The organism is bacterium, from assembly GCA_020854115.1.
In the GTDB taxonomy this organism is placed as follows: Bacteria; Patescibacteriota; Saccharimonadia; order CAILAD01.
The window spans coordinates 67,169-82,224 of sequence record JADZGC010000004.1; the positions used below are offsets into that span (position 1 = coordinate 67,169).

Below are 15,056 nucleotides of genomic sequence, written 5' to 3' on the forward strand. Positions count from 1 at the left end.
AAATATATACTCAAATGGAAAGCAAAAATGACAGTATTAATAAAATAGTTCAATGATCACTACATTGTACTCAGTACAAAAGGTCGATGAACCGTGCCATAATATGACTATGCGACTTGCAGAAATGAATCGGTTGGTATTGCTATTGTCAGTACTAGTACTTATTGGGTTGCTCGGGATGAGCGTCACATTATTCTTTTTCTTTGCTATATCGCCTAGAGACATTGGTGGCGTTGGCGTGACGGCTTGGTTTGTCAGTCTTTTTTGCGCCTTAGTTGCAGTACTTACTCTGATTCGTTACGTATTGCGGGTTCGCAAGGTAGAGTCTCAGTATAGACTCGAGCGGCTGCGCGTGATACTAAGAAGTAGTTTTATTATTAGTCTTTTTTTGGTCATAGCATTAGCTATGCAAAGCCTGCGAGCCTTGAGCGCAGGCGATGTAGTACTTTTTCTCCTTACTCTTGCTATAATTGAGATATACTTTCGGACTAAATAATTATGATGAGACTACATAAGAAGCTGGAGAGTCTATCTACAGCTGCTAAAAAAATGATAGCGAGTGCTGATTCTGTAGAAGCGCTTGAAAAAGCGCGAGTCCAGTTACTGGGCAAGAAGAGTGAATTGGCTAGTATATTATCGCAATTGCCTGACTTGCCAATGCGAGAGCGCAAAGAAATCGGGGCGTTGGCTAATCAGCTGAGGGCAGACCTAGAGCTGGCCATCGAGCTGCGTACACAGAAGCTTATTGACTCTGTAGATGATGCCTTAAGTTCAATCGATATCTCCGCGCCAGGGGAGTTGCATATCGTCGAGCCGGGGCACATACATCCAACGCAAGCCATACTCTCCGATATCTATGATATTTTCTTGCGGCTGGGGTTTGCAGTTGCTGATGGTCCCGAGATTGAGACTGACTGGTACAACTTCGAAGTACTGAATATGCCAGCGGATCATCCTGCGCGCGAGATGCAAGATACTTTCTATATCGAGAGTGACGGTAAGCACCCGCCACTTGTGCCGCGCACCCATACGTCTGCCTCCCAGATTCGCTATATGGAGCAAAATGAGCCGCCATTTAAGGTCATTGTGCCGGGTAGGGTGTACCGTAACGAAGACGAGGACAGAACTCATATTTGGAGCTTTTATCAGGTAGAGGGATTGGTGGTTGGTGAAGGAGTCAGTATGGCCGATCTAAAGGGGACACTCTTGCATGTCATGAAGGAGTTGTTTGGTCCGCAGACAAAAGTTCGTTTTAGGCCAAGTTATTTCCCATATACAGAGCCATCTGTCGAGATAGATGTCTGGTATCAAGAATCCTGGCTTGAATTATGTGGGGGGGGTATGGTGCATCCAGAGGTATTACGTCAGGGGGGGATAGATCCAGAGAGGTACTCTGGCTTTGCTTTTGGGTTTGGGGCTGATCGATTAAGTTTTATTCGTTATGGTCTTCAAGATATACGCGTATTGTGGCGACCTAATCTCTTGATAAGTAAACAAGTATGAAGATAGCTGTCGAAACAATCAATCGATACTTCAAGAAACCTCTATCTACAGATAGAATGGTGAGTTTAATTGAGCGCACAGAAATCGAAGTCGAAGAAATTTTGTATGCGAATAGGCTTGATCCAAAAATTATCTTAGCTAAAGTTCTGGATGTGTTTCCGCATCCTAATGCAGATCGACTACGACTAGTAGATATAGAATATGGTGCGAAGCGACCAACGCGTGTAGTGTGCGGTGCTCCAAATGTAGCAGTCGGGCAGCGCGTAGCCTGGGTGCGACCCGGAGCTACGCTACCGGACGGTACGCAGATTGACCAGGCAGTCATTCGCGGTGAGAAAAGCGCAGGAATGCTAGCTAGCGCCAAGGAATTAAGCATATCGGATGACCATTCTGGAATCGTCGTGCTTGATGAAGTAACCCACTCGCTTGGAACATCATTGTGCGACATTGTATTTTCGACTGACGTCCTGGATGTGAAGACGCCTGCGAACAGGTGGGATTACCTTAGCGGGGAGGGGATAGCACGTGAGCTGTCTGCATATGATCAGTCAATTCAGCTCCTTTTGCCAGAGCGAGGGGAATATACTTATCAAGACACCGATGTCGCGAAAGTCAAGGTTAGGGAAGAGAATAAGCGGTTTCTCAGTGCTCGCTTGCGATTAAAGAACGATGTCAAAACACCATCATGGCTTGTGGATAACTTGCTCGCGAACGGATTTGTGCCACATAATCCAGTCGTCGATATTACGAATTTTGTGATGCTAGAAACCGGACAGCCATCCCATGCCTATGATGCGAATAAAGTCCGCGGTCCCCTTACTGTGCGTTTTGCAAAGAGCGGTGAAAAACTTACAACACTTGATGATGTGCATCGTACGCTCATGGATCAGGATCTTGTGGTATGTGATGATTCAGGTCCGATCGGACTGGCTGGCGTGATTGGTGGCGCATCGACTCAAATTGACGCCACATCAACAGAAATAATTCTCGAAGCAGCGCATTGGGATAAGACTCTAGTACGCCGATCATCCATTCGACATGGTATTAGAACGGAAGCCTCGGCTCGCTTTGAGCGCAATCTCCCACTCCCCTTGCAGCCTTACGCATTTGCGCGCTTACTTGATTTGCTGATCGACATTTGTGGCGCAGAGATTATCGAAGGACCTTTTGACCAATTGCATGCCTGGCCGTGGCGACGTTTCTTGGGAGTTCGGTTGCGCCGTGCGGAACAATACTTGGGGATGCGGCTAAAGGAAGCGGAGATGGTCAGAGGTTTACGTAGACTTGGATTTGCTGCGCATCACTTTTCTCTCTCGGCCGAGCTGAAGTCACATCTTGGTAAGCCGTATAAATGGGGCGCAAATTTCCGTCAGGATGGTGAAGAAGCCTTTGACTGCTCATACCTGGTAGATCGTTTGTATTCGAAGCTCGGTGTAGCCGTCGGACATACTGCCTTAGGTCAGCTACATCACGGTGAAGAAGTTGACTCAAATGATGCATTAAGACCTGGTGACGTTGTGTTTTATGAGGGCAAAATTGAGAATTCTCACACCGACCACTATTACAAGACATTGCCAGATGGCTCGAAGCAGAAAGTAGTACTCAAGTCACCGGTACGTGTCGGACATAATGGTATATATCTCGGCAACAACCAGGTTATACATGCAGCCATATATAAATTTCGCAATGGGAAGTGGGTGAAGCGTCGACAGCAAGGGGTGATCATCTCTCCCCTGTCTGAGTTTGTTGATAATCCTGGCTACATCGGTGCGCGTCGCTATATTTCGAGCTTTAATCATATTATTGCGATCGAAGTCCCCTGGTGGCGAACAGACATTACATCAGAGACTGATATCTTCGAAGAAATGGCAAAGCTAGCGGGGTATGAAAAATTGCCAGAAAGCCTACCGCAATTGCCACCTATGCCCGGCACAGCTCAGTCACAACAGGTTGAGAACATGCGGATTCGGCATGGCCTAGTACGCCAAGGTGCAATCGAGATAAATAGCTACAGCTTTATTTCCGAAGCGGATGTAAAATTGAGTCAAATACCAGAATCTCAAGTATTACGGATAGCGAATCCACGCTCTCCAGAGCAAGCGTTCGTACGTTCATCAATGCTAGCGAGTCATGCACGATTTTGGGCAAAGCAGTCGGCGCGTGCATCGTCGCTTGGCGCATTCGAGATCTCACGTGTGTATGAGGCACAAGGGCTTGTCAAGCAGCCGAAAGAATCTTGGCGCCTGGCGATTAGTGCGCCTGGCGAGCAAGCTCTTCAAAACGTTCAAGGATTGCTCCATTCCGTGCTGTCAGATATGCGGGCTCAGGTGACGTTTCGGGCTGGTAGGCACGACGCAGACTCGATCAGAGGATTATCTGTGTATGTGCCGCAGCGCAGCGCCGGTTTGTTCGTCGGCTCGGAGTGGGCTGGTGTGATTGGCCAGCTACGCACTTCAGTACGACGAGGCTTCTCGTTGTCTGCTGATCTAGCGTATGCAGAGGTGCTTATTGAGCTACTGGGATCAAGTCCTCGTCCGTATCCGATTAGGGCACTACCGCCCTATCAGCTCGTCACACGTGATATCTCGCTTGAGGTACCGGTGGGTGTTTGGTGGCAGGAGATTCGAGGCGCACTGCAGTCGGATAAGCATGTGTGGCAGGTGGAGTATCGAGAAAATTATTCGGATAGCATGCTACAAAAATCAGATAGACGAGTAGTGACCGTGCGACTGTGGCTAGATCTTGGTGCTCAACCAAGCCTTGATCAAATTGACAAGTCGGTGCAACGGGCGGTCAAGGGTCTTCAGATCCAGCTGAAACAAGCTGGTAAAATCAGCGTTCGATAGTACGCCACCCTAGCTTTTGTGAGTTGGCGCGTGCTACTATTATGCATAAGCATAACTGGTAAGTGGTGGAAAAATCGCTCAAGTGACGGCGACAAGTCAATATAACCGCACGCAGCGTGTCACGCACGCTCATCGATTTGCCCTTCCTCGGCGGCTGTCAAAGTCTGGGCAAGCACCGAGCAAAACGGCTCGAGTGCTATTTCTGTTGCTCGCTCCGTTATTCATGTTTTTGCTCCTCAACTCCATGGCGGCAGCCTACACAGAAGGAGTGATGTATCCGGGCGTCTCAATTGCCGGCGTGAATGTATCGGGTTTAACAAAACAGCAGGCGTACACAAAGCTACAAGCCTTACCACTCGGCCGGTCATATACGATCAAGATCGACGATAAAGTATTCAAAACCACAAATGATGCACTTGGCGCGCGTTATGACTTAGACCGCACGGTCAATCTAGCGTATTCGTATGGGCGCGATACAAGTTTGCCGCTAGTTGGCCTGATGCGAATTTCTACCGAGAAGTCGCAGCTGAATCTGGCCTATGAGCTTGATTACAGGCGGCTTCAGAAATTTACCAACCAAGTGGTAGAAACAATTGGCACTCCCCCGAAGAATGCCGCCGTGGTTGTCGAGAATGGTGACATTAAGACTGTCCCGGATGCGCCAGGGGTTGGCCTCGATCGTACGGCAGTTACGCGCCTGCTAGCTGATTCGATGGCGGGGGTAAAGGATGCAACTTTTGTGCTGGCGCCCGAAACGGTACCGGCTGATATTCAGTTGCCACAGACCGAGCCGGCAAAAGAAGAAGTAGCTAGCTACCTCAGTCTCAAGTATGACTTAGTATATGAATCCCGACGCTTCATCCCTACCCCAGCAGAGATGGGGTATTGGGTACAGGTTGTACCTGATCGAGAGATTAATGCCTCACAATTGGTTGTCAGAATCAGTGAGCAGGAAGTACGTGGCTACATGCAGTCGGTTGCGAATCAGATAAACAAGAATCCGGTCAATAAGAAGGTGATTGTCGCGAACGGAAACTCTTCGGTCGAGCGAGAAGGGCAAGATGGCATCGCCTTAAATCAAGAAGCGGCAGTGCGTGATCTGATGGCTGCCTTGGCTGGTAAGCGAGGGGCAACCATTACACTGAGCACTAGCCCTATCCCCTACAAGACCGAGACTACACGCACCGTTAGCTTAGATGCTCCAAAATATATTGAGATCAATCTCTCGTTGCAGCGACTTTGGGCGTATGAAAACGGTCAAATGGTCTACTCGAGCCCGATTACCAGTGGGGCAACTGGGGCAGGGCTCGGTACGGTGACAGGATTATTCGCAATCTACTATAAGACCACAAACACCTATCTCAATGGTCGATCGTATGGCTATAACTATAATGTGCACGTCAATTATTGGATGCCGTTCTATCTGGGGTATGGATTGCACGATGCAGCGTGGCGTTCCAGCTTTGGTGGGTCTGATTATTACTATAATGGTTCGCATGGGTGCGTTAATTTACCTGACGCGACGGCAACATTTATATACGCCTGGTCGGAGGTTGGGACCCCGGTGTGGGTACACAACTAGTAAGAACAGGGTATAATCATAAGCAATATGCAGTCGACTCAATCCCAATTAGAATTAAGGCCGGTCGAAGGATCGGCGGAGCGGCAAGGGATGGGCCTTGAGCGATCGACCGAACTGGTGCCGGCTGCGGTAGAGCAGCAGGCGACCCCCCCATCTACGTCGCACAATGTTGTCGCTGGAGATCAGGCAGCTACATCTGCCACAGAGAATGCAGCGGAAGTGACGCCGGTCCCCGTCACGTCTCCCCTGTCTGCTATGGACGACGATAATATCGAGCCGCAATGGGTAGATGCAGTGGATCGTATTGTTGACGAGAACGGGAATGATCCACGTCAACAAGAAGAGGCTGCTGAGGACCTGAGCCAAAAATATCTCAAAGAACGTTTTGGGATTGATGTAAAAGAGGCGAGTTAGTCGGATGAGCGAATTTGCAAGTCTCATTCTTCTCGTCATGTTGGTTGTCATGTTGGGTGTCGGTGGTGTTGTATTCTGGATTGTGCGCCGCCGCTTGCAGCACGCTAAGGACATCGAGCGCAGCCTTAAGATGGTGCCATTACTCCTAAAGTTACCTCCGGCCGAGGAAGATGAGAGTCAGCGTGATGAGCGTGAGAAAATCAAAGAAAATGTCTCACGTGCTGAGGGCATATACACGCTGCTTTCAGGTATCGCCACAAATCGTCGTTGGCTGTATTCTCAGCGGCATATATCTTTTGAGATCGTGGCCCATGGCGAGCAGATCTACTTCTATGTTGCGGTGCCGGTTGCGCTTGTAACTTCTGTCGAAAAGGCTCTGGTCGCGGCCTATCCGACCATACAGATTATCCCAGCCGAGGATCACAACATCTTCTCTGAGACGGGCAAGATAGCGACTATTACAGGTGGGGAGATGCACCTGACTGGAGACTCATTTTATCCCTTGCAGACCTATAAGACGTTGGAATTCGACCCTTTAGCGGGCATGCTATCAGCATTGACGCGCCTGAAACCTGATGAGGGTGTGGTAGTGCAAGTGATGTTTCGGCCGGCCAATCCGAAGTGGGTCATCAAGGCTCGCGAGTTCGCCAAGGGGCTCTTGAATCCGCAGCGAGCAAAAATGCATGATCCGATGCATATAGCGGCATCGGTGGCACGAGCCCCATTTGGTTCACCTGACTGGCAGGCTAAAGAACAGATGCAAGACCCATCGAAACAGGCCGATTCGATTGACCAGAAGTTGGCTCAAGCAGTTGAGGAAAAGGCGGCCCAGCCGGCCTTTGAAACGCTTATCCGAATTGTGACGAGCTCGGATGATTTTGGTCGTAGTAAACTGCTCTTACAGGATGTCGTGAATGGCTTTGCACAGTTTGCACTACCAGGTAGTAATAGCTTTCAATTCGTCGCCGATCCATCACAGCAGCAGCTTGCGACCGACTTGATTTTTCGATTCTTCCCGGCGCAAAAAAAGAAAGTGATCCTAAATAGCTCGGAGCTCGCGACGCTATTCCATTTGCCGAGCAGTCATTCAGAGCTGGCTGCGCCACTTGAACGCAAGGGCCTTAAGGAGGTTGCTTCACCTGCGGACTTGCCGGACGCCGGGATTGTCCTGGGAAGCAACTTCTTCCAGGGCAAGGAAAAGGTCGTTCGGCTTACGGATAAGGATCGCACACGCCACATGTACATTCTTGGTCAGACCGGTACCGGTAAGTCTGTCTTGCTTGGCGATATGATTGTGCAGGATATGATGGCCGGGAAGGGCTTGTGCTTTATTGACCCGCATGGTGAGGTGGCTGAAGAAATTATTGCTAAGGTTCCGCCGCATCGAGCTGAGGATGTGATTTACTTCAATCCAGCCGATATGGCTATGCCGCTCGGAATGAATATCTTAGAAACTGATCCGGCGCATCCAGAACAAAAAGACTTTGTGATTCAAGAAACGTTGGCGATGCTCTATAAGATGTATGACCCAAATAACCAGGGTTTTATCGGCCCGCGCTTTGAGCAGTGGTATCGTAATGCGGCTCTGACGGTAATGGCTGACCCGGCTGGGGCGACCTTCCTTGAGATCCCCAAGCCGTTCTTGGACGATGACTTTTTGAAGGCGAAATTCAAATATGTGACAGATCCGACAGTGCAAGACTTTTGGATTAATGAAATGGGTCAAACCTCTGAACGCGATAAGAGCGAGATGCTTGGCTACTTTGTATCAAAGTGGGGCGCCTTCCAGTCAAACGAAACGATGCGCAATATTATGGGGCAGCATCAGAGTGCGTTTGATTTTGGCAAGGTGATGGATGAGGGCAAGATCCTGATTGTCAATCTCTCGAAGGGCCAAGTCGGTGAGCTGAATGCAAAATATCTTGGGATGATTTTCGTGATCAAAGTGCTTGCTGCAGCCTTCGCTCGCTCAGGCAGGCCAAAAGATCAAATGCCGCTCTTTACACTCTACGTCGATGAGTTTCAAAACTTCGCTACTGAGTCATTTGCAACGATTCTGTCTGAAGCCCGTAAGTACAACCTGTGTCTTGTCGTGGCAAACCAGTTTATTGGTCAGTTGACCGATGAGATTAAGGGTGCGGTATTTGGCAACGTTGGTACGCTTTTCACTTATCGCTGTGGGCCAGATGATGCTGAATATCTAGAGAAGCAGTTCCTGCCAAGCTTTGATAAGACTGACCTCGTCAATATGCCAAACCTCTTGGGTGCGGTGAAGTTGATGGCAAATGGGTTGCCGACGAAGCCTTTTACGCTCAAGCCGATCTTCCCGCCCATAGGAGGATATGGTGATGCGAATGTGGCGCTGAATGTGAAAGAGCTGTCGCGCAATAAGTATGGTCGACCAAAGGAGGAAGTAGCTAAGGAGGTAGCAGCTGCGCTGACGATGCGTGATGAGCCAAGGCCAAGTAGTGCACCAGCTCCCGCCGAGCAAGCTTCAGTACCAGCTGGTTCTCAGTCAGCACAGTAAGTGCTACAATGCTCTTAAGGTAATCAAATATCAATGCTATTTCGCGACTTCGTTACAAATTTTTCTGTCGGGCAGCAGGATCGTGGGCTTGTCTCATACTACATCAAGCGATTAGGTCAAGAACAGGCAGTTCGGGCTGCTGGGGCGGTACTGGCGGTAATGGTTTCTATCTTTCAGGTGCTCACTGTCGTAGCGCCTCCTCAGCACTCGGAGGCAAGTGCTGGGTCTGCAAACGACGTTATCTATGGTGGTTTCTCGTCGAAGGCAGAGTTGCTGCGTCGATACGATAGCGACCTCGAGCTTCGAGCAGTGTACCTGCAGCTGAAGATCACGCGTCCAATGATCGAGGCTGCTACTAATGGCACTGCTAATTCTTCCGACAATACCTGGTCTGTAGGTCGCTTGCCACATGGTGACAAAAACATCAAGTTTACTGTTGCTGGTGGGCGCACGCCTTTCTATGTTCGCCCCTTAAGCGTGTGGGGGGCTGGTAAGCAATTCCCTGGGCTTCAAGGTGTGAATGCAGACGGCAATCGTTTTTGGATCCTGTATGATTGTGGTAATCCGGTCGTGGAACTTCCAAGGGATAATCCTGCGCAGAAGAATCCTCCGACGGCACCTCCAACTGTGCCACCAACCGAACCACCTACGGTTCCTCCGACGGCACCTCCAACTGCCCCACCAACTACTCCTCCTACGGTTCCGCCCACTAATCCGCCGAGGATATCTTACGTATGCGATAGCCTCGAGGCTACGTACGATAGCAATAACCAGCAGCGCTATGCGCCACTTACGGTTAATTTCAAGACCACTGCTTCGGTTTCGAATACTACAATCACAGGATATATCTATGACTTCGGCGACCAAGAGAACGAAAATGCCAACAATCAGTCTACAGGTCATACCTATACCAGGGCAGGCACCTACACTGCGACCGTACGCGTCAAGACGACTGCCGGTACCACAGAGCAAAACGCGGCATGTCGCGCGACCATTGTTGTGGGTAGCGTGCCACCGCCACCACCCGTCAGGTACGCCTGTTTGCAGCTAACAGCCTATCAGGATGCGAATAATCCCTCGGGTAACGCACCGTTGAAGGTGAGCTTCGCAACCGAAAAGCTGGTAGAGAACACGGGCTTTGTGAGCTATCTCTATGAATTTGGTGACGGTACGACAAAAGAAACCAGCACCAATCCGTATGAGCATACCTATGAGAAGGCAGGTACCTATGTAGCGAAGGTCCGCATCAAAACTCGTGCCGGTACGTCACAATATGTTGAAGAATGTCAGGTGACACTACAAGTAGTGAGTCCTAATATGAGTTACAAGAAGTCAGCCCTCAACCTTACTCTGCTTGATGCAAATAAGCAGCCAACGAACGCCGCTGGTACTCAGGCGCGTGCTGGGGATAAGATTAAATACTCACTGACAGTCTATAACTCCGGCACTGGTCCCGTTGATGAGTTTGTCTTTGATGAAGCGATAAGTGACATTTTGGAGTATGCTGACATTGTTGATCAAGGTGGAGGTAAGCTAGTCGAGACTGCTATCCCCGGCAAAGATGGTGCAAAGACGACGAATCTTGTCTGGCCAGCACAGGCAGTTGGTCCTGGTAAGACAGTCACTAAAGAATTTATCGTTCAAATCAAGAGCCCCATTCCAGCCGTGCCGGTTGGTAAGAGTGATAAGAACTCGTATGACTTGCAGATGGATAATATCTTCTACGGTCAGCGAGTGACGATTACGCTCCCTGCTGCACCTCCGAAGCAGATCGAGCGCGTTGTGATGACACTACCCCAAACGGGCGCTACCCTCGCCAATACGGCGCTCGCGCTGTTTGCTGCTGGAGCAGTATTCATCTACTTGCGCAATCGACTAATCCGAAAAGAACTAGCTATTCTCAATAACATACACGAGGGCTTGCCATCATGAGCGAACGCGAACCACGCGGCAAAGAACAATCTGAGCGAAATAGTACTCAGCGCAATGAGCTCAAGGATATCGCGAAACAATCGCAGCAGGAGAAGCTAGCGGCTGACGCGGGTACGGAATCAAAACGCCAACAAGCAATCGATAAGGCGCGAGAACAGCTCAAAGCGACCGAAAAACAAGCGGAAAAGTCTCAGGAGACGAAGGCTGAAGTCCAGGCAGTAAAATCTGAGAAGAAGGTTGAGAAGGCCGAAACAGTCGAGAAGCCAGAGCCGAAGACCGAAAAACAAGCGGAAAAGTCTCAGGAGACGAAGGCTGCACAGTCTACTGGTAGACGAGCTCGTAAGCAAGCTTATGATCATACTATGGAGCAAGTGCGGAGTCAGCTGACCCCGAGTCAGCAAGTGTTTTCGCGCTTCGTACATAGCCGTCCGATAGAATATACGAGCGAGCTACTTGAGGAAACATTCTATCGTCCAAGCTTTTTGTTGGGTGGCACTCTCGGCGCCTTGATCTTCGGTGGCGCGTTGTATATTTCTGCTCGGGTGTTTGGCTTTGAATTGTCGGGCAGTGAATTTACGCTAGGTATCATTGGCGGCGGCCTGGCCGGATTCGTGTGTGAAAAGCTCTATCGTTTCATTCGTAAAGATAAATCACCTCTAGACGTTTAGTAAAATACGCAAAGAGGTCGACGGTGAGCTGATTATCACCTCGAAGCCTGGGGTCGAGGCGGTTGTTCCTATGAATAAACTACCAAAATTTCACAGTAATAATAAGTACTGGCTGTCACGCTCCCCATATACTGAACACGCTGTCTTGGACAATGCAGTAAAATAATCAGTAAACAAGGAGTAAAAAAATATACCAGGATTTAAACCAATAGATCCAGAAATTAAGACTGAAATACTGGATCAAATTCGCAACCAAGGTATTAGCGTAAGTCAGGCGGCGGCCTCACATAATGTCAGTACAAAAACCATCTACAACTGGCTTCGAGCTGGTGTAGTCGACGGAGATAAGAATTTAATCCTAGAGAACAACAGGCTAAAAAAAGAATTGGAACAGGCCTACAAGGTTCTAGGTAGGCTGACGGCTGAGACACAACGCCCAAAAGGCTAGCCGCTCTGGACGAGGTCGATCCAGGCTGGCGGAAGCAATATATTCGTCGTCTTGGACTTAGTAGAACAAGTTACTACGTTCGTCCGACCAAACAAGCTAGTCTCGACAACCAAGCTGTTGCTGAGCTTCAAGCAGTTCATGAGGTGCATCCATTCTACGGTGTTGACCGTTTGAGCATGCATCTCGGCTGGAACAAGAAGAAAACCAGGCGGATTCGTGACTTAGCTGGTGTGGTCATCCCCACTCCTGTCAAAAAGCGTCGAGGCAACAAATCTAGCAAAGCAGAAATTAACGCTCCACTCAATATCTTGCAACGCTATGCCAAGTTCAAAGATGAGCTCAGACCGCAAGACGGCATGGACTACATGGGCATGGTGGATGCCCATGCCTGGGTGCAGGACTTTACCTATCTGTGGCTTAGTAAAAACACGCACCACTTGGCTGTAGTTTTAGATCTCAAAACTAGGCAGGTTGTTGGTTGGCGACTTGGTCTGCGTCACTCCAGTGAGCTAACCCACGAAGCCCTACTTGATGCTCTGAGTAAGCACGATAGTCCAGCTATCTTACATAGCGACCAAGGAAGTGAATATCTGAGCTACAAACACCAGGACTTATGCGCCAAGATGGAGATTCTACTCAGCGCCAGCAACAAATCTAGTCCGTGGCAAAACGGCTTCATGGAGCGTTGGTTTGGAGGCTTCAAGCGTGAAATGGGAAACCTTAGTCAGTACAAAGATTTAGCCCAACTTCATGAAGCAATTGCCATGCATATTTATTACTATAACCACAAACGCATCCACACGGCATTAGGCATGAGTCTAGCAGCTTACGCTGCTAGCCTCAAAACCTAGGCGGTTTTGTCTTAGACAAGGTGTTTGTTGAAAAGGGAGGTTGACTGAACCGGCTGATCAATCCCTTGCTCCAACCTGATCTTCTCTTATATAATGGATTGGTATTTTGTGACTAATAAAAAAGAAAAACCTTTGGAGGGGTTACCTTACTCGTGGCAGATGTAGACAAGACAGCAAAAAAACCGGCTAAATATTCTGCAGAACAAATTCAGGTACTTGAGGGGCTTGAGCCGGTCCGCAAGCGTCCTGGTATGTACATCGGCGGCACCGGTAGCGAGGGATTGCATCACCTGGTATGGGAGCTAGTCAATAACTCGATCGATGAGGCCCTGGCCGGGGCTGCGACCGTGGTTGAGGTTGCGCTCGAGGCTGATGGTTGGGTGCGAGTGACTGATAATGGGCGTGGTATACCAGTAGACACAGTGAAATCGACTGGCAAGTCAGCTCTCGAGACAGTGCTGACTGTTTTGCACGCCGGCGGTAAGTTTGGCGGCGACGGCTATAAGGTTTCTGGTGGTTTGCACGGTGTTGGTGTGTCGGTAGTAAACGCTCTGGCAACTGATTTGCATGCGATTGTCTATAAAGACGGATCGATTCACGAGCAGACGTACAAAGGTGGCGTAGCAACTGCCCCCATCAAGGTAACTGGCAAGACCAAGCAGACTGGAACGACCATTCGCTTTAAGCCAGACGAAACAATCTTTGAAACGGTGAAGTTTAGCTACAATACAATTCTTGATTATCTACGCCATCAGGCATATCTGACCAAAGGTGTACGAGTGCGCCTGATAGATGAGAAACACAATAAGCGCTTTAGTTTTTATTTTGAGGGCGGTATCCGATCGTATGTTGAGCACCTCAACAAAGGCAAGGAGGCTATTAACGAGCCTACTTTCTATGTCGACAAGCAACAAGGCGATGTGACGGTTGAGGCTGCTATTCAGTATGCTGATAGTTACAGCGAACAAGTGAAGAGCTTTGCAAATAATATCTACAACCCAGAAGGCGGGACGCACCTGACCGGCTTTAGGACGGCCTTGACGCGCGTCATTAATGACTATGCACGCAAAAACGGACTAATCAAGGAGAAGGACGAGTCTCTGACTGGCGATGATGTACGCGAAGGTTTAACCGCGATCGTATCGGTCAAATTGCCAGAGCCGCAGTTTGAGGGTCAGACCAAAGGTAAGCTGGGTAACCCAGAGATCCGCGGTATCGTTGATACGGTCGTCAGTGAATACCTCGCTTATTATCTCGAAGAAAACCCAGTCGAGGCGAAGAAGATCATTAGTAAGGCATCGCTCTCGGCGCGTGCTCGACTAGCTGCGCGGGCAGCTCGCGACACCGTGATCCGTAAGGGTGCTCTCGAGGGCATGACACTTCCAGGTAAACTGGCTGACTGTAGCTCAAAGAAGATGGAGGAATCCGAACTCTTTATTGTAGAGGGCGACTCGGCTGGCGGCTCTGCGAAGCAAGGCCGCAATCGTGAGTTTCAGGCGATTCTGCCATTGCGAGGTAAGATCCTCAATGTCGAGCGCGCTCGTCTTGATAAGATGCTTGGGAATAATGAAGTTAAAAACCTCATCATTGCTATGGGGACCGGCATAGCTGATAACTTTGATCTGGGTCGTTTGCGCTATGGTCGCATCATCATCGCCACGGACGCCGATGTGGATGGCTCGCACATCCGTACATTACTTCTGACATTCTTCTTCCGGCACATGCCATCTTTGATCGAAGAGGGGCATATCTTCATTGCTCAACCACCACTCTATAAGCTTTCGGTGGGTCGAGAAAAGCATTATGCGTACAATGATGGTGAGCGTGACGCCATCCTGTCGGAATTGGCTGCAAAGGCTGGAAGCAAGGCGAATAATAAAGACAAATCTCAAGCCGAAGTGGTCGAGGAAGGGGCTGAGTCTATCCCTGATAGTGTTGAGACGGCAGCCGATTTGGCAGAGCTGGCAATACAGACCGAACAAATTGATGAACAGGCTGTTGAAGATGAGGTCGCCTCAGAGACAGGCATCAAGATACCGGGTCTATCCATCCAGCGCTACAAGGGTCTTGGTGAGATGAACCCAGACCAGCTATGGGAGACAACCATGGATCCGAGTAATCGTGTGCTGCTCAAAGTAGCGATCGAAGATGCTGAAAAGGCAGATGCGATATTCTCGAAGCTTATGGGTGATGAAGTCAGCTTGCGTAAGCACTTCATTCAGATACATGCGAAATCAGTAACTAACTTGGATATTTAATCATGGCTACAAAGAAATCATCCCTAG

General features: G+C 49.3%; 10 protein-coding genes. All 10 read left to right on the forward strand.

What is annotated here, in order from left to right; translation table 11 throughout:
- Positions 1-501 precede the first annotated feature (501 nt).
- The 10 genes from pheS to gyrB all read left to right on the forward strand — a co-directional run bounded on the left by pheS (position 502) and on the right by gyrB (position 15,029).
- Positions 502-1,503, forward strand: a complete 1,002-nt coding sequence (gene pheS / locus IT415_00665) for a phenylalanine--tRNA ligase subunit alpha (GenBank protein MCC7543208.1) — start codon at positions 502-504, stop codon at positions 1,501-1,503.
- The gene (locus tag IT415_00670; protein MCC7543209.1) at positions 1,500-4,349 is read left to right on the forward strand and encodes a C40 family peptidase; all 2,850 of its coding nucleotides are present in this window, start codon (positions 1,500-1,502) and stop codon (positions 4,347-4,349) included. Before pheS ends, IT415_00670 begins: the two co-directional genes overlap by 4 nt.
- An 82-nt stretch (positions 4,350-4,431) precedes the next feature.
- On the forward strand, positions 4,432-5,931 hold the full coding sequence (locus tag IT415_00675; GenBank protein ID MCC7543210.1) for a peptidoglycan binding domain-containing protein: 1,500 nt from the start codon (positions 4,432-4,434) through the stop codon (positions 5,929-5,931).
- A gap of 27 nt (positions 5,932-5,958) precedes the next feature.
- Entirely contained in the window at positions 5,959-6,345 is a 387-nt protein-coding gene (locus IT415_00680) for a hypothetical protein (GenBank protein ID MCC7543211.1), read from the forward strand.
- A gap of 4 nt (positions 6,346-6,349) precedes the next feature.
- Positions 6,350-8,872 (forward strand): ATP-binding protein, encoded by a 2,523-nt coding sequence (locus tag IT415_00685; GenBank protein ID MCC7543212.1) that lies wholly within the window; start codon positions 6,350-6,352, stop codon positions 8,870-8,872.
- 33 nt (positions 8,873-8,905) lie between these two features.
- Positions 8,906-10,804 carry a PKD domain-containing protein gene (locus tag IT415_00690; protein MCC7543213.1) on the forward strand — a complete coding sequence of 633 codons (1,899 nt, stop codon included), beginning with the start codon at positions 8,906-8,908 and terminating at the stop codon, positions 10,802-10,804.
- A complete protein-coding gene (locus IT415_00695; protein ID MCC7543214.1) occupies positions 10,801-11,472 on the forward strand; it encodes a hypothetical protein in 672 nt (223 codons plus the stop codon). The genes IT415_00690 and IT415_00695 overlap by 4 nt, the downstream gene beginning before the upstream one ends.
- A gap of 190 nt (positions 11,473-11,662) precedes the next feature.
- A complete protein-coding gene (locus tag IT415_00700; GenBank protein MCC7543215.1) occupies positions 11,663-11,920 on the forward strand; it encodes a helix-turn-helix domain-containing protein in 258 nt (85 codons plus the stop codon).
- Between the two features lie 5 nt (positions 11,921-11,925).
- Positions 11,926-12,771, forward strand: coding sequence for an IS3 family transposase (locus tag IT415_00705; GenBank protein ID MCC7543216.1), 846 nt, complete (start codon positions 11,926-11,928; stop codon positions 12,769-12,771).
- Positions 12,772-12,923: 152 nt separating this feature from the next.
- Positions 12,924-15,029, forward strand: coding sequence for a DNA topoisomerase (ATP-hydrolyzing) subunit B (gene gyrB, locus IT415_00710; GenBank protein ID MCC7543217.1), 2,106 nt, complete (start codon positions 12,924-12,926; stop codon positions 15,027-15,029).
- The last annotated feature ends 27 nt before the right edge of the window (positions 15,030-15,056 follow it).